This window comes from Paenibacillus sp. FSL L8-0641 (genome assembly GCF_038006265.1).
Lineage (GTDB): Bacteria > Bacillota > Bacilli > Paenibacillales > Paenibacillaceae > Paenibacillus > Paenibacillus polymyxa_D.
In genome coordinates this window covers 5,440,923-5,453,719 of record NZ_JBBOUW010000001.1, presented here as the reverse complement: position 1 = coordinate 5,453,719, position 12,797 = coordinate 5,440,923, and the positions used below count along the sequence as shown (strand labels likewise).

The 12,797-nt window shown below is 45.9% G+C and carries 11 protein-coding genes; 4 read left to right on the top strand and 7 right to left on the bottom strand.

Annotated elements, in window-relative coordinates; translation table 11 throughout:
- Positions 1-66: 66 nt before the first annotated feature.
- Entirely contained in the window at positions 67-1,107 is a 1,041-nt protein-coding gene (locus MKY16_RS24655; protein WP_029518873.1) for a CdaR family transcriptional regulator, read from the bottom strand.
- 223 nt (positions 1,108-1,330) lie between these two features.
- Complete coding sequence (locus tag MKY16_RS24650; protein WP_340957462.1) at positions 1,331-2,461, bottom strand: RDD family protein; 1,131 nt, start codon at positions 2,459-2,461, stop codon at positions 1,331-1,333.
- A 211-nt stretch (positions 2,462-2,672) separates the two neighbouring features.
- Between MKY16_RS24650 and MKY16_RS24645 the strand changes: the two genes are divergently transcribed.
- Positions 2,673-3,230 (top strand): GNAT family N-acetyltransferase, encoded by a 558-nt coding sequence (locus tag MKY16_RS24645; protein ID WP_039272193.1) that lies wholly within the window; start codon positions 2,673-2,675, stop codon positions 3,228-3,230.
- A gap of 99 nt (positions 3,231-3,329) precedes the next feature.
- Here MKY16_RS24645 and MKY16_RS24640 read toward each other — a convergent pair whose 3' ends face one another.
- Both MKY16_RS24640 and MKY16_RS24635 read right to left on the bottom strand, forming a co-directional pair.
- Positions 3,330-3,800 (bottom strand): MerR family transcriptional regulator, encoded by a 471-nt coding sequence (locus MKY16_RS24640; protein ID WP_238437914.1) that lies wholly within the window; start codon positions 3,798-3,800, stop codon positions 3,330-3,332.
- Positions 3,794-4,522 (bottom strand): SDR family oxidoreductase, encoded by a 729-nt coding sequence (locus MKY16_RS24635; RefSeq protein WP_069012309.1) that lies wholly within the window; start codon positions 4,520-4,522, stop codon positions 3,794-3,796. Before MKY16_RS24635 ends, MKY16_RS24640 begins: the two co-directional genes overlap by 7 nt.
- Before the next feature lie 150 nt (positions 4,523-4,672).
- Here MKY16_RS24635 and MKY16_RS24630 point away from each other — a divergent pair, with 150 nt between their 5' ends.
- Together MKY16_RS24630 and MKY16_RS24625 are read left to right on the top strand one after the other, a co-directional pair.
- Positions 4,673-6,625 (top strand): BglG family transcription antiterminator, encoded by a 1,953-nt coding sequence (locus MKY16_RS24630; RefSeq protein ID WP_340957459.1) that lies wholly within the window; start codon positions 4,673-4,675, stop codon positions 6,623-6,625.
- Between the two features lie 170 nt (positions 6,626-6,795).
- The gene (locus MKY16_RS24625; RefSeq protein ID WP_340957458.1) at positions 6,796-8,802 is read left to right on the top strand and encodes a PTS fructose transporter subunit IIABC; all 2,007 of its coding nucleotides are present in this window, start codon (positions 6,796-6,798) and stop codon (positions 8,800-8,802) included.
- Positions 8,803-8,888: 86 nt separating this feature from the next.
- On the opposite strand, the gene MKY16_RS24620 is transcribed toward MKY16_RS24625, so the two are convergent.
- Positions 8,889-9,788: a DMT family transporter gene (locus MKY16_RS24620; RefSeq protein WP_340957456.1), complete on the bottom strand. Its 900-nt coding sequence runs from the start codon at positions 9,786-9,788 to the stop codon at positions 8,889-8,891.
- A 107-nt stretch (positions 9,789-9,895) separates the two neighbouring features.
- Here MKY16_RS24620 and pdxR point away from each other — a divergent pair, with 107 nt between their 5' ends.
- On the top strand, positions 9,896-11,269 hold the full coding sequence (gene pdxR / locus MKY16_RS24615; protein ID WP_340957455.1) for a MocR-like pyridoxine biosynthesis transcription factor PdxR: 1,374 nt from the start codon (positions 9,896-9,898) through the stop codon (positions 11,267-11,269).
- 75 nt (positions 11,270-11,344) lie between these two features.
- Here the strand turns inward: pdxR and MKY16_RS24610 are convergent, their stop codons facing one another.
- Together MKY16_RS24610 and MKY16_RS24605 are read right to left on the bottom strand one after the other, a co-directional pair.
- The gene (locus MKY16_RS24610) at positions 11,345-11,692 is read right to left on the bottom strand and encodes a DUF3243 domain-containing protein (protein ID WP_069012304.1); all 348 of its coding nucleotides are present in this window, start codon (positions 11,690-11,692) and stop codon (positions 11,345-11,347) included.
- A 116-nt stretch (positions 11,693-11,808) separates the two neighbouring features.
- Positions 11,809-12,723, bottom strand: a complete 915-nt coding sequence (locus MKY16_RS24605; RefSeq protein WP_340933732.1) for a phosphatidate cytidylyltransferase — start codon at positions 12,721-12,723, stop codon at positions 11,809-11,811.
- Positions 12,724-12,797: the final 74 nt, after the last annotated feature.

The window sequence follows — 12,797 nt, the reverse complement described above, 5'->3', positions numbered from 1 at the left end:
AATTGGGAGTGCGGCGAGCGGATACATGATATTTCTGGCGTATGGTCAGGGGCGTGAAACAGCTGTTCATTGATACAGTGCCAATAAGCCGTGCGTAAGCTCAAAAAGCTGAAGGAGATTCCGGGGATCTTTACCAGTTAAGGTATGGATGCGCTTCAGGCGGTATTGCAGCGTATTTCGGTGAATGTTTAATTCATCTGCCGTAAAGGAGACACTGCCGTTATGGTTAATAAAGCTTCGCAGCGTATCCAGCAAATCCACGGTATCCTCCAGCTTGCTCACCAGATAGATCGTGTTCGTCAGGTTCGTTTGACTCAATTTGACCAGAAATTCGACTTCCGCAAAAGAAATTTTTTGCACAGGCGGGCGCAAAGCCAGTAAAACATTCATAGCTGACTTGGCTTGCATATAAACATCCGCAATGTTGTGCTCTTGTCTGCTGACCGTAATCAGCACATCGGGATGGCTGCGCACAAGTGGCTCTAGCAGTTTGTCTGTCGGTTCCTGATTTTGTATTAGGACGAGATAACAATCTTCCTCCATACGAAAGGATGGATGCTGCATGAATATATTGGACAACTCGGCTAAATGAGCTGGATCAGCAGGCAGATACTTTACATATACAGCCGAAGTTTTTAGAAGCAAATCAATGTGATATTGAGCTGCTTCTTTTTTTATTTTTTGCGTGTAGGCTCCCTGATGATTCAATAACATTTCCAGCACAGATTTTTTGCGATTGGCTTCATAGGCCAGATGCTCCAATGAGATGCGCTGTTCGATCAGGAGAGATACTGTAGTTTTAACAATATTGCAAAAAGGACGCACTTCATCAGGATTGCCTGAAATACCAATCACGCCAACTAACTCATGATGAATGACAATCGGTTCGTTGGTTCCCTTTTTCTCATAGTGGCCGTCCTGCCACACTTCAATCATTTTCCCGGTTTCGAGCGCCTGAACAGCGCCTTGGTGAATGGTTCCGATTCGTTCACTCTCGCCGCTGCCAATGATGATGCCTCGTTCATTCATTATATTGATATTGTATGGAATATCCTTCATCATTTTGTCTACGATGTCTTGGGCTTGTTTTTCGGAGAGCTGAAACAAATCCGGATTCCTCCTTTATCTATCGTGATATAGTGTACCTTAATGTACTACCTTTATGAAAGGGTTTCCAATTTATTGTGCATCTGAACAATATGATAAGGCAGGTCGCCGAGCATGTCAGTCCATTTTATCATAGATGTGAAGAATCGTTGTACGCAAAAAAACAGGGCTCTAAGGAGCACCTGCTTTTTGTGTCTATCCTTTTTATTGCCAGCCACGCTGACTAATGACGAACCTCGCGGAAGCTATAGATAATGTCGTGCAGTTCTTTCTTTAAACGGCCGTCTTTAGACGCTGGGGCATATCCTAGCACCTGGTAGTAATCCTTTTCGGTCTCTATAATCGCTACGTGGGTGATATATTTATCCACATCTTTTTTACCTTTAATCGCGAACTCAAGGGCAGGATATCCATGAATGGTTGTATTAGAGACAGGTCCTACACTGGACAGGTTCCACTCTTTGGTTAAGTTATTTTCAGCTTTCTTACCATACTGTTGGAGAGTTATATTGCCCAATTGCTTTTTCGAGTGGGATAGTACCACAACGGACTTTTGAATGTACGGATTAAATATCGCAATCTCTGCTTTTCCTTCACGGTCCGGATCTGTTGACCAGTCCAGTGGGGCTGTGATTTGAAATCGTCCATCTTTACTCACATAGCTTTGCTCTTTCTTGCTCACTGGAGCTTCAGGAGGCACGTAACTATTTGCCAGTATAAAAATAGCATTTACAAACGAGGCTCCCAAGATCACTATGGCGGTAAAAAATATAAACAGCGAACGTTTCATTGTCTTTTTGCTAATCGGCTCTAAATCCTGTACCTTTACAACATATGTACCTGCAGCTAAATCACCAATTCGTTGTCTAGATGCAGTTACTAACACGCTGATACCAGCAGGTATCCCACCCATTAGCAACGGATTGGTATCGATTAGCCTGAGCAGCGTACGAATGAGTGATTTAAGAAAACCAGGAGGCTTACCTTCCCCGTTAACCACCTTAATACGAAAGACGAACTTACCCAGCGTATAGCCTGTGTAACCTTCCAAAAGCAAATAATAGCTGAAGAAAGCAATAAGCAGAATACAACGGGATGCAATCGCTAAAGGCCAAAACCATCTATCCGTTATTTGAATGACAGAAATAAAGAAACAAATATACCCAAGATAAAAAAATATGCAATCAAAAACTGTTGCTCCCCACCGTCTAAACAGAGTAGAGTTCCCGTATGTTTTTGATAACGCCGCCATCCTGTTTGGATCTACCCCATAATTTTGACCATGCCGAATGTACATCTGTCTTGAAGATTCCTGCGGGTTGTGTGGTACGTGCTGTTCGTCCAAAAAATACACCTCTTCTTAATAATTAAAAACACACTCCTTATATTAACGGTCATTTTACAATCCATGTTTAGGAAAACATTCTATAAACAAAGAAATTATTATAAATATCCCTTCCTCTCATTTACTCTATAATTGGAAGAAGAAAGTAACGATAGACTCGGGAGGTATGGGTATGCAAGAAGAGCTGGCAAAAGCGAACAAGGCAGCAAGAGGTGAGAATGTGAAAGGTGAGTTTCCGGTTATAACGACCGAACGTCTCGTATTACGAAAAATGGTAGCGACGGACAGCAAGGACATGTTGGAATACTTTTCAGATGAGCAGGTTATGAAGTTTTATGGACTGAGCCCGTTTGAGTCTGAACAGGATGTACTGGATGAGATCAGTTGGTATGATCGGATTTTTGAGACAGATCAGGGAATACGCTGGGCTCTTCAAACGAATGAAGGTAAAATCATCGGTTCTTGCGGGTTTCATAACTGGGACCAACGTCATCACCGGGCAGAAATGGGCTATGAATTGTCCAGAGACTATTGGGGCCAAGGGTTAATGTTGGAGGTACTTGCAGCTGTAATCGACTATGGGTTTAATACCCTCTCATTGAACCGCATTCAGGCGCTAGTAGAGCCAGAGAATGCACAATCCTTGCGTTTGCTCGAAAAAGCAGGCTTTCGGCAGGAAGGGCTCCTCTCCCAATATGAATTTACGTCCGGGAAATATGATGATCTTTACATGTGCGCATTGGTCAAATCAGAGTATATCAATCGTTCTCAGAAATGATAGATGAGGTGAATCAAGCGGGGGAGCATGGGTAGGAAGAAGGTTGATCATTGTACAACATGATCGACCTTCTTTTTGGATAAAGCAATAAAAAACCCCCTAAAAAAGGGGATTGGTGCTGGGGGTTGTAGGGTTACAATTCGTGTCGCTAAGATCAGGATTGGTAGAGAGGTCGCGATAATGGCTGAGCTTATATTCAATAATTTTTTGGGTCTCCATCAGTCTGGAGATTTCTTGTTGAATCTTCTGATTATGTTTTTCAAGTAAGGAGTGTCTAATCGGAATGGTGCTGTTGCCTTGCATCGAAAGTTCTCGATAATGCTTCATTTCCTCTATGGTCATTCCAGTGGCTTTTAATCGGGTTAGAAAGATAATCCCCAGAATCTGATCTCTACTGTAGAACCTGTGTCCGTTAGCCCTTCGTTCTGCATAAGGCAGCAAGCCAATTCGCTCATAATAGCGTATGGTATCCTCTGTTAAGCCTGTTAGTTCTGCAGCTTGACTAATAGAGGTTATGGTCTCCGGAATTTCCTGCAAAGTATCCCACTCCTTAATTGTAACGATTACCAAGGAACTTCTCCATTCGCGTCGAAAAACCCTCCTGACGGCCCGTCATTATTTAAAGTGGCTAAACGAACAACGACAGCAGCAGCTTGTTGTACCGAACCCGGTCCTGTAAAGCCATTTAAGTCAGTGGCGGTAAAGCCAGGATCAGCCGAATTAACTTTGAGAGGTGAGTCTTGGAGTTCCTTGGCAAGGGTGACGGTGAACATATTAACCGCTGCTTTGCTGCTATTGTAGGCAAGCAAATTAAATTGGGCATGCTCATGTTCAGGATCGCTATTATAGGTTAATGAACCAAGGCCACTCGACAAGTTAACGATTCTACCGCATGGAGATTCTTGCAATAAAGGCAGCATGGCTTGCGTCACGGCGACCAAACCGAAAAAGTTTGTTTCATACGTTTCTCTTAAATCGTCCAAAGAAAACTGACTTGGAGGAGTGGCTCCTCCCAAAGATATGCCGGCATTGTTGATGAGTACATCAAGGGAACCGGATTCTTGCTTGATCTGATGGGCTGCGGAATCAATCGTACTTTGATTCGTCACGTCTAACAAAATCAATCGGGCTTTTACTCCCTCATTAGCCAACTTAGCCACCGCTTCCCGGCCGCTCTGCTCATTCCGTGAGCCAATCAGGATTGTAAAACCCATACCGCCCAATTGTCTGGCTGTTTCATACCCGATGCCTTTGTTGGCCCCAGTAATAAGAACTGTTTTCCCAATGGTCATGAGTGATTCCTCTTTTCATTATTCTTAAATTTGGCGGCCACCATGCTTTAAATGTACTACTTGGAGTATACTTAAAGTCAACACAAAACCAGCAAAAATATAGCTCGAAATGCCCTGGACATTCTTTAACTTGGAAGATGGGAGAATGGAATGAATAAAAGGCAAATGGAAATTTTACGCATGTTGTTAACTGAACCGGACCGGTTGTGGTTAGCGCAGGATTTGGCAGATCTGACCGACTGCTCTGAAAAGACGATCCGCAACGATCTGAAAGTAATTGAAGATTATATCGTTAAGCATTCTGATGCCAATCTGGTGAGAAGGCCGGGACGCGGCATTTATCTAGAGATGGGTGAAGCAGATCAGAATGAATTGTTCCATCGACTGTATGCGGACGAGAGTACAGCCCAACATGAGTCGGATGAGGAAAGGGTACTGCATCTCGCCTATCGGCTCTTGATGAATGCCAAGCCTGTGACCATCCAGGATCTAGCTTCACAGTATTATGTGAACAAGACGGTAATTCGTAGAGATATGGAGAAGATTGATGGCTGGCTGCACAGCTTTAATCTGGCCTTAATTACCAAGCAGCGCGTAGGCTTAACCATTCAAGGCTCTGAGAAAAATAAGCGCATCGCTTTGGCGCGGATGAACCAGCTGATTGACAGTCCTGAGTTAACAGGACAGTTGATGCGCAAACAGTTTGAATCGCACGAGATTACAACCATAAATCATGAATTAAAAGCATTGCAAAAACGCCATGAGCTCAGCTTTACTGACGAAGCTTTCGAAGCTCTAATGCTGCATATCCTTTTAATGGTCAAACGAACTAAGATGGGACAACCCATTTCCCTCTCCAAGCAGGACATTGCCTTTTTGCAGGAGAGACGCGAATTTACATGGGCTACGTCTTTTTTGCAGCAATTGCAAAAGTTGTTTGCCGTGCCTTTTTCCAAGGAAGAGACAGCGTATTTAACTCTGCACCTGCTTAGCGGGAAGTTCCGTTACCAGCAGGAGGAAAGAACAGGAAAACAAGGTGAGCTGGCAGATAGCCACCCGCTTTTGCCTGAGTTGATTGAGCAGTTAGTCCGGCGGATGTCCGAGCTGAATATGATTGCCTTTTCCAAGGACAAAATGTTGCTGAAAGGATTGAATGTCCATTTATATACGACCCTGAACCGTCTTCAATATGGGTTGACCGTGTCCAATCCTATGCTGGCCGAGATCAAGAAGATGTACCCCTACATGTTCGACCGAGTTATTATTACGCTGGAAGAGGTGGGGAGATGGGTCCGGCTATCATTCCCCGAGGAGGAAGCGGCGTATTTAACGCTGCATTTTCAGGCTTCTGTGGAGCGATTGCACCGGAAAGAGAGTCATCCCCAGAGAGCCATTATCGTGTGTCACATGGGCATCGGTATGTCCCAACTGCTGCGCACCAAGGTGGAACGTAAATTTCCGGCTGTACATGTGGAGACCACCCTTTCCAAAGCAGAAGTCCAGGACTATCTGGCAGCCCAGGAGGTGGATCTCGTCATTACCACTGTAGATCTCCCAGAGATGAACATTCCGCACATTCTCGTCTCTCCCTTGCTGGATGCCAAGGACGAACGTCGACTGGAGCAAGTGATCCGACGACTGGATGAGCCGGAACATAGGGCGGCAGAAGAATCGGTATTTTTTAAATATACAACACCTTTTTTGGTCTTTCCCCAGCAGGAAGTGCAGCATCCGGAACAATTGATCTCCAAGCTGGCGCAAATACTGGAGGACAAAGGATATGTGGAGCCCGGTTATGTGGACAGCGTACTGGCGCGTGAGAAAATGTCGGCTACGACGATTGGAGGAGGCATAGCCATCCCGCATGGCGGTTCTGAGTGGATAAGGCAGTCCTCCATTGTAATCGCTACCTTGAAGCAGCCGCTTACCTGGGGGACCGAGAAAGTAGAGCTTGTGTTCTTGCTTGCGGTTAAACAAGATGGGCGGGAAGAGATGCGCCAGTTATTCAAGGAATTGTCCCTGATCAGTGAGCAGCCTGCTTTGGTTCATGCTTTATCTAAGGAGACTGATGCGATGAGATTATTAGGGAGAATGAAGGGATAAACTAAAATCAAAAAGCTGTGCTCTGGAGCAGGACTTATAGTTAAGTCCTGTTTTTTGTCGGTATAATTCCGTTTTTCCGAAAGTTCCGGTAAAAAGTTCACCCGATAATAGCAGGATAGGCGTTTATACTATCAATGTAAGCGGAAACATCAGAGAGAAGGGGAATGACTATGAAGATATTGGCGATTACCTCATGTCCTAACGGAATTGCACATACGTATATGGCAGCTGAGAATCTGCAAAAGGCAGCAGCAAAGCTGGGCATCGAGATGAAGGTCGAGACACAAGGCTCCATTGGAGTCGAAAATCAACTGACCGAGCAGGAGATCCGTGAGGCAGATGGCATTATTATTGCAGCGGATAAAACGGTGGTTAAAGACCGCTTCGTCGGTAAGAAACTGCTGGTCGTTGGCGTACAGGATGGCATTCGCCGTCCGGAAGAATTGATCCAGCGGGTGATGAAGGGTAATGTACCTGTGTACCAAGCAGAGTCACGTTCTGCCGAAGGTAGCTCACAGGAGAACAAACCGAAGCAAAATCCCATCTACCGCCACCTGATGAACGGTGTGTCCTATATGGTACCCTTCATCGTCATTGGGGGATTGCTCATTGCCATTGCGTTGACAATTGGCGGTGAGAAGACACCAGGCGGTCTGGTTATACCGGACGGTTCATTCTGGAAGACGGTTCAGAATATCGGTTCGGCTTCATTTACCTTTATGATACCGATCCTCGCTGGATTCATCGCGATGAGCATTGCAGATAGACCGGGGCTTGCACCGGGTATGGTTGGCGGATTCATTGCTGCGAACGGCAGTTTTTATGGAAGTGAGGCGGGGGCCGGATTTATCGGCGGCATTATCGCTGGTTTCCTGGCGGGTTATGTTGCGCTGGGTATTCGGAAAATGAAGGTTGGGCGAGCGTTACAGCCGATCATGCCTATTATTATTATCCCTGTATTGGCATCGTTAATTGTTGGATTAATCTTTGTCTTTGTGATTGGTGCTCCAGTCGCACAATTGTTTGAAGCTTTAACGGGTTGGCTTGCAGGTATGCAAGGTACAAGCTCAATTCTACTGGCATTGATTCTAGGTGCGATGATCTCCTTTGATATGGGCGGCCCTGTGAACAAAGTCGCATTCTTATTCGGTTCGGCCATGATCGGCGAAGGAAATTATGAAATTATGGGGCCAATCGCTGTTGCGATTTGTATCCCGCCAATTGGGATGGGACTTGCAGCGATGCTCAACAAACGTAAATTTGCACCTGCAGAACGTGAGGCTGGGAAGGCAACATTTACGATGGGGTTGTTCGGGATTACCGAAGGTGCGATTCCATTCGCGGCGCAAGATCCACTGCGTGTTATTCCTAGTATCATGGTAGGATCCATGGTCGGTTCAGTCATTGCGATGTTGGGGAATGTAGGTGACAAGGTAGCTCATGGTGGACCGATTGTAGCTGTGCTTGGTGCAGTGGACCATGTGTTTATGTTCTTCATCGCCGTTATCGTTGGCGCAGCCGTGTCGGTTATCCTGGTGAGCCTGCTGAAAAAAGATATTGCAGCAACTGTAACTCCGGATGCTGCTGGGGAAGCGATGCCTGGACATTCTACCACAGGAGCTGGACAATCTGCGATTACTACAACGGCCGTTGCGGAGTCATCAGTTTCAACAACTGTCACAAGTAACGGGCCAGCCGTGTCTTCGCAAGGCATTCACATTGAGAAACTGACGGATATTGTAACGATGGATCTGATTAATTTGGATCTGGAAGGAACGACACGAGATGCTGTGGTTGATGAAATGATCGGAGCACTTGAGAGAACTGGAGCTGTAAGCTCTGCCAGTGATTTCAAACAGGCGATATTAGCCAGAGAGGAAGAAGGATCAACAGGCATTGGAATGAATATTGCCATTCCTCATGGCAAATCGGAAGCTGTCCTGAAGCCAAGCGTGGTATTTGGCATCAAGCAAGGCGGTGTTGACTGGAATAGTGCAGACGGAAGTGAAGCAAAACTGATCTTTATGATTGCCGTACCGCGCAACAACAAGGAAAATGCGCATCTGAAAGTGCTGCAAATGTTATCGCGTAAGCTGATGGACGATCATTTCAGAGAGGCGCTTCTGGCAGTTACTACGAAGGAAGAAGCATATCAATTGCTGGATCAGGTGCATTAATTCAATGCGATAAGAACCTAAAATAAAGAAAAGAGGCTCCCGAAGTTTCAGCCGGGAGCCTTTTTTTGAGAAGGTCTTTGCGTGAGTCAGCGGCGTTCACCGCGTGATATAAGTATGATGCCGAGAAATACAAAGCCTGCACCAGCCAGATGAGCAAATGAGAAGGATTCACGGAGGATGATATAGGACAGCAGCAGTGTGCTGACGGGAATACAACCCGTGTATACAGCTGCTGTACTAGCAGGTACTCTTGATACACCCCTAAACCATAATACGTAGCCTAATGCGGTGACAAAGATACCATAATATAAGACTAGCCCAATCTCCCCTACACCAACGTGGTTAAAGTTGAACTGTTGGGCCTCCACAAAGGAACAAGCCAGGAACATGAGGAATGAAAAGAGTGTTATATACATGGTTCCAAGCAGGGAAGAGACATGGCTGGATAGCATCTTGCGTAACACTGTCAGTGCCGCTTCTCCGAACACAGCAGACAGAACAAGCAGCGGGCCAATGAACGAGGTTGCGTTAGGAGCATTGAACCAGAGCGCCGATATGTGAGGTGCTTGTAGTGCCAAAACACCGAGCAGTGAACAGGCAATCCCTAGTCCGGGGCGGAGCGTAATCTTTTCTCTCAGCAGCACATACGAAAGAAGTGCAACAATAGCTGGGGTTAAGCTAGTTAAAATTCCGCTTTCAGAAGCAGAGGCGTAGGCCAGCCCGTACAGCATTAGGACACGGAAGAGAAACATGCCGACCAGTGCTTGAATGAACAGGATTAAGGCATCCCGTTTGCTGATCCTTAATGAATACTTCTTGATGAATACAATGGGTACCAAGAACAGAAGGGCAACAGCCAGACTGGCAGATTGCGATAAAAAAACAGGCAGCTGCATCACGACCAGTTTGCCGACTACCACAGAACTGCCGACAATGGAAGTGGCGATCACTAATTCCATGTAAGTCGAAAAGGTTGGTTTGTTCATTTTATCTCACCTCTTGTACAGATATTGATATATACTGTAGCAATAGAAACTGGGCACTTGTAGATCCAGTTGAAGAGGTTTTCGACAGTACCGCTTGGGGGGTAGCTATGTGGTTATCTATCGATAAGAATGTGACAGTTCCGATGCTGCGTCAGGTATATCAAGCAATACGGGACCGTATTTTAGCTGGAGAACTGAATGCAGGGTATAGACTTCCTTCGACCCGGGTGCTGGCCTTACAGTTGAACGTTTCCCGGAATGTTATCCTCGAAGCTTATGAAATGCTGCTAGCCGAAGGCTTAGCCATTGCGCGCTCAGGTTCAGGAACCTATGTAGCCGAAGGGGCCGTCCTTCCAGGTTATGTATCCGCACCGCCTATCGAGGCGTCTGCGTCTGCAGTGGAATCTGCATATTCAAATGAGATGTCGGTAATTTCCTTCCGGACAGGCCTTCCTGCATTGGAATTATTTCCGCGCAAATCATGGGCTGACTTGCTTCAGAGCGTATGCAAAGAGGCTCCTGATCTGGCACTAGGTTATGGCGATCCTGCTGGAGAGCCTGAGTTACGCAGGGAGCTAGCCGACTATTTGAGTCACACCAGAGGAGTGAAAGTCAGCCCGGAACATATTGTAATCACTAGCGGAGCAGTACAAGCGATTCAGCTTGTCACCCGTCTGTTACTGTCAGCTGGAGATGAAGCCCTGGTAGAGGAACCGACAAATGAAGATTTAAAAAGCATTCTGGCGGCCACAGGAGCCACACTTCGGAGTATGACTGTTGATGATTCGGGAGTTATAACAGCCGATCTGCCGCAAAAGAAACACCCCAAACTGGCATATCTGACACCCTCGCACCAGTTCCCGCTGGGGGGTATCTTGCCGATCCAAAGGCGGATCGAGCTAATTCAGTATGCAGCCCGGACAGGATGTCTTCTGCTCGAAGATGATTATGACAGTGAGTTCCGATATGACGGGGCGCCCGTCCACTCCTTGCAGAGTCTGGACCCAGAACGGGTGCTATATGTCGGGACGTTTAGCAAAATATTATTCCCCGCGCTGCGGATCGGCTATATTGTTCTTCCCTCGTCACGAGTCGCTGATTTTATCCGTTTAAAGCAACTGGCGGATTACCAGACGGCGAGCCTGGAGCAAATTGTGTTGAGTCGGTATATCAGGAAGCGACTCCTTCATAAACATGTACATAAGATGAAGAAAGTGTATGCCAAGCGTCGTCAAGTCCTGCTTGATAGCCTTGAGCAGCATTTTACAGGGCAATATCGGGTGTGTGGCCGATCGGCGGGTTTACATTTGGTAGCAGAGTTTCAGTTCCCGTTCCGAGAGGATTTGCCGAAATGTCTCCATAGTCAAAATGTATTTGCGGCACAGCTTGAAGGGAACCGGCTGCTCATGGGCTATGGGCATCTAAAGGAAAATGAAATTCGTGAAGGGGTTCGCAGAATCAGGAACGCACTGCAACGGTAGTAAACGCGAAAGCAGCCTATCCTTAGGTGAGGATAGGCTGCCCTTTTCATAGCGAGATATTGTGTTTCATCATCACTATTCATACGAGGTTTGAGCCACGCGTACTAGCATATGGGCAAGCGCATGCTGCTGCTCCTTGTCCCCCGCTTTCCACAGCTCCTGGAGGAGCTTCTCCTCGCTGTTTCGAGGTTCTTCTTTGGCTGCCAGATATCCAGCTATCTTCTCAGCTGCTTTTGCGATCAATTCTTCATTCAAACCAATATTTTGAGCCATTTCAATCTTGTCGCTCAAATAACTTTTGAATGAATCAAAGCTGCCCAGAATGTTATCCTTTTTGTTGTCGTCTATCCGATTTAATACGTCATCTACCTTGTTCAAGGCCACTTCGCCTTCCTTATTCACAACATGATTGTGCTCTGCCATTTCTAACGCCTCCTCAAGATCGTTTTCTAGGATAAGGACTGCTTACGGTACGGTAGTACTTACCCCGGCTAACCAAAATGAAACCGATGAGAAGCGGAGTATTGCGGAGGTAATCGCTACATAAAGTCAAAAAAATAACGAATTACGTGAAAAAAGACGGGTGAGGTGTAGGTCAAACTATCCACCCGGCTTAAATAGCTTTTTTTCAAAGCATCGAACTTATCATCATCGCCGATTAATAAATCTCGCTTCAGCACGGAAACCGTTAAGCTGCCGAAGAAACCGCTCAAGCTGATCAGCATGCCGAAAATAATTCCAAATTTCAGGTCAAACGGCGTCAGGTAAGGATAGATGAAATAGGAAGCCGCTATAGTTACGGGAAAAGCGAGTGCAAAGCCTTCCCAAGTTATATTGGGATTGGATGTCGGGACGATTTTCCGCTTTCCGAAATAGAGTGATGCTAGATAGTGTACGACATCATTGAGCTGCGTCAGTACCACTAGAAAAAGTACAAGTTTCGCTCCGTATTGCGGCGTAGCAAACTGAAAATAGGCCAGATGACTCAACCCGAAAACCATCAGCATGAGTCCCCATTGGGTCGAGCTGACACTGCGCAAAAAACCAACCGTTCCTTTGTTGATCAATCGTGGGAGCGGTAGCAGTAAGAATACATAGATAGGAATAAAAACAATAAACATTCCGTACCACCCGATATAAATCCAATAAAATTGTACGGGAATCGCCAAGTACGCCCATAGAAACAATCTGCGATCAGCTTTTCTGGATCTAATCATGGAAAAGTATTCTTTTAGCGCAAAAAAGGTGAGTGCCATCAGGGAAAGCAGTGAAACAATCGGATTGAAAAGAGTTGCCAAGCAAAAGATAAAGAACATACCCCACCATGTCTTGATGCGAAGCCCAATCCCTGCATAGTCTTTGTCTGGTTGTGTTTTGACTACTACTATGTAAATCAGATGGATGACCAATAAGGCTGTAAAAATAAGGATTAACGTAAATAGCGAACTGTCCATTACCACTCACCAACTTATCGCGAAATAGGGTTCCATTAGGGTTCCTATGTTATTATGAAGGAATAATTCAAACT

What these genes read in the sequence shown, in the direction of transcription:
- MKY16_RS24625 (WP_340957458.1), top strand. Translation starts at nt 6,796, where the DNA reads ATGAAGATATTGGCGATTACCTCATGTCCTAACGGAATTGCACATACG.
- MKY16_RS24630 (WP_340957459.1), top strand. Translation starts at nt 4,673, where the DNA reads ATGAATAAAAGGCAAATGGAAATTTTACGCATGTTGTTAACTGAACCG.
- MKY16_RS24635 (WP_069012309.1), bottom strand. Translation starts at nt 4,522, where the DNA reads ATGACCATTGGGAAAACAGTTCTTATTACTGGGGCCAACAAAGGCATC.
- pdxR (WP_340957455.1), top strand. Translation starts at nt 9,896, where the DNA reads ATGTGGTTATCTATCGATAAGAATGTGACAGTTCCGATGCTGCGTCAG.
- MKY16_RS24610 (WP_069012304.1), bottom strand. Translation starts at nt 11,692, where the DNA reads ATGGCAGAGCACAATCATGTTGTGAATAAGGAAGGCGAAGTGGCCTTG.
- MKY16_RS24605 (WP_340933732.1), bottom strand. Translation starts at nt 12,723, where the DNA reads ATGGACAGTTCGCTATTTACGTTAATCCTTATTTTTACAGCCTTATTG.
- MKY16_RS24620 (WP_340957456.1), bottom strand. Translation starts at nt 9,788, where the DNA reads ATGAACAAACCAACCTTTTCGACTTACATGGAATTAGTGATCGCCACT.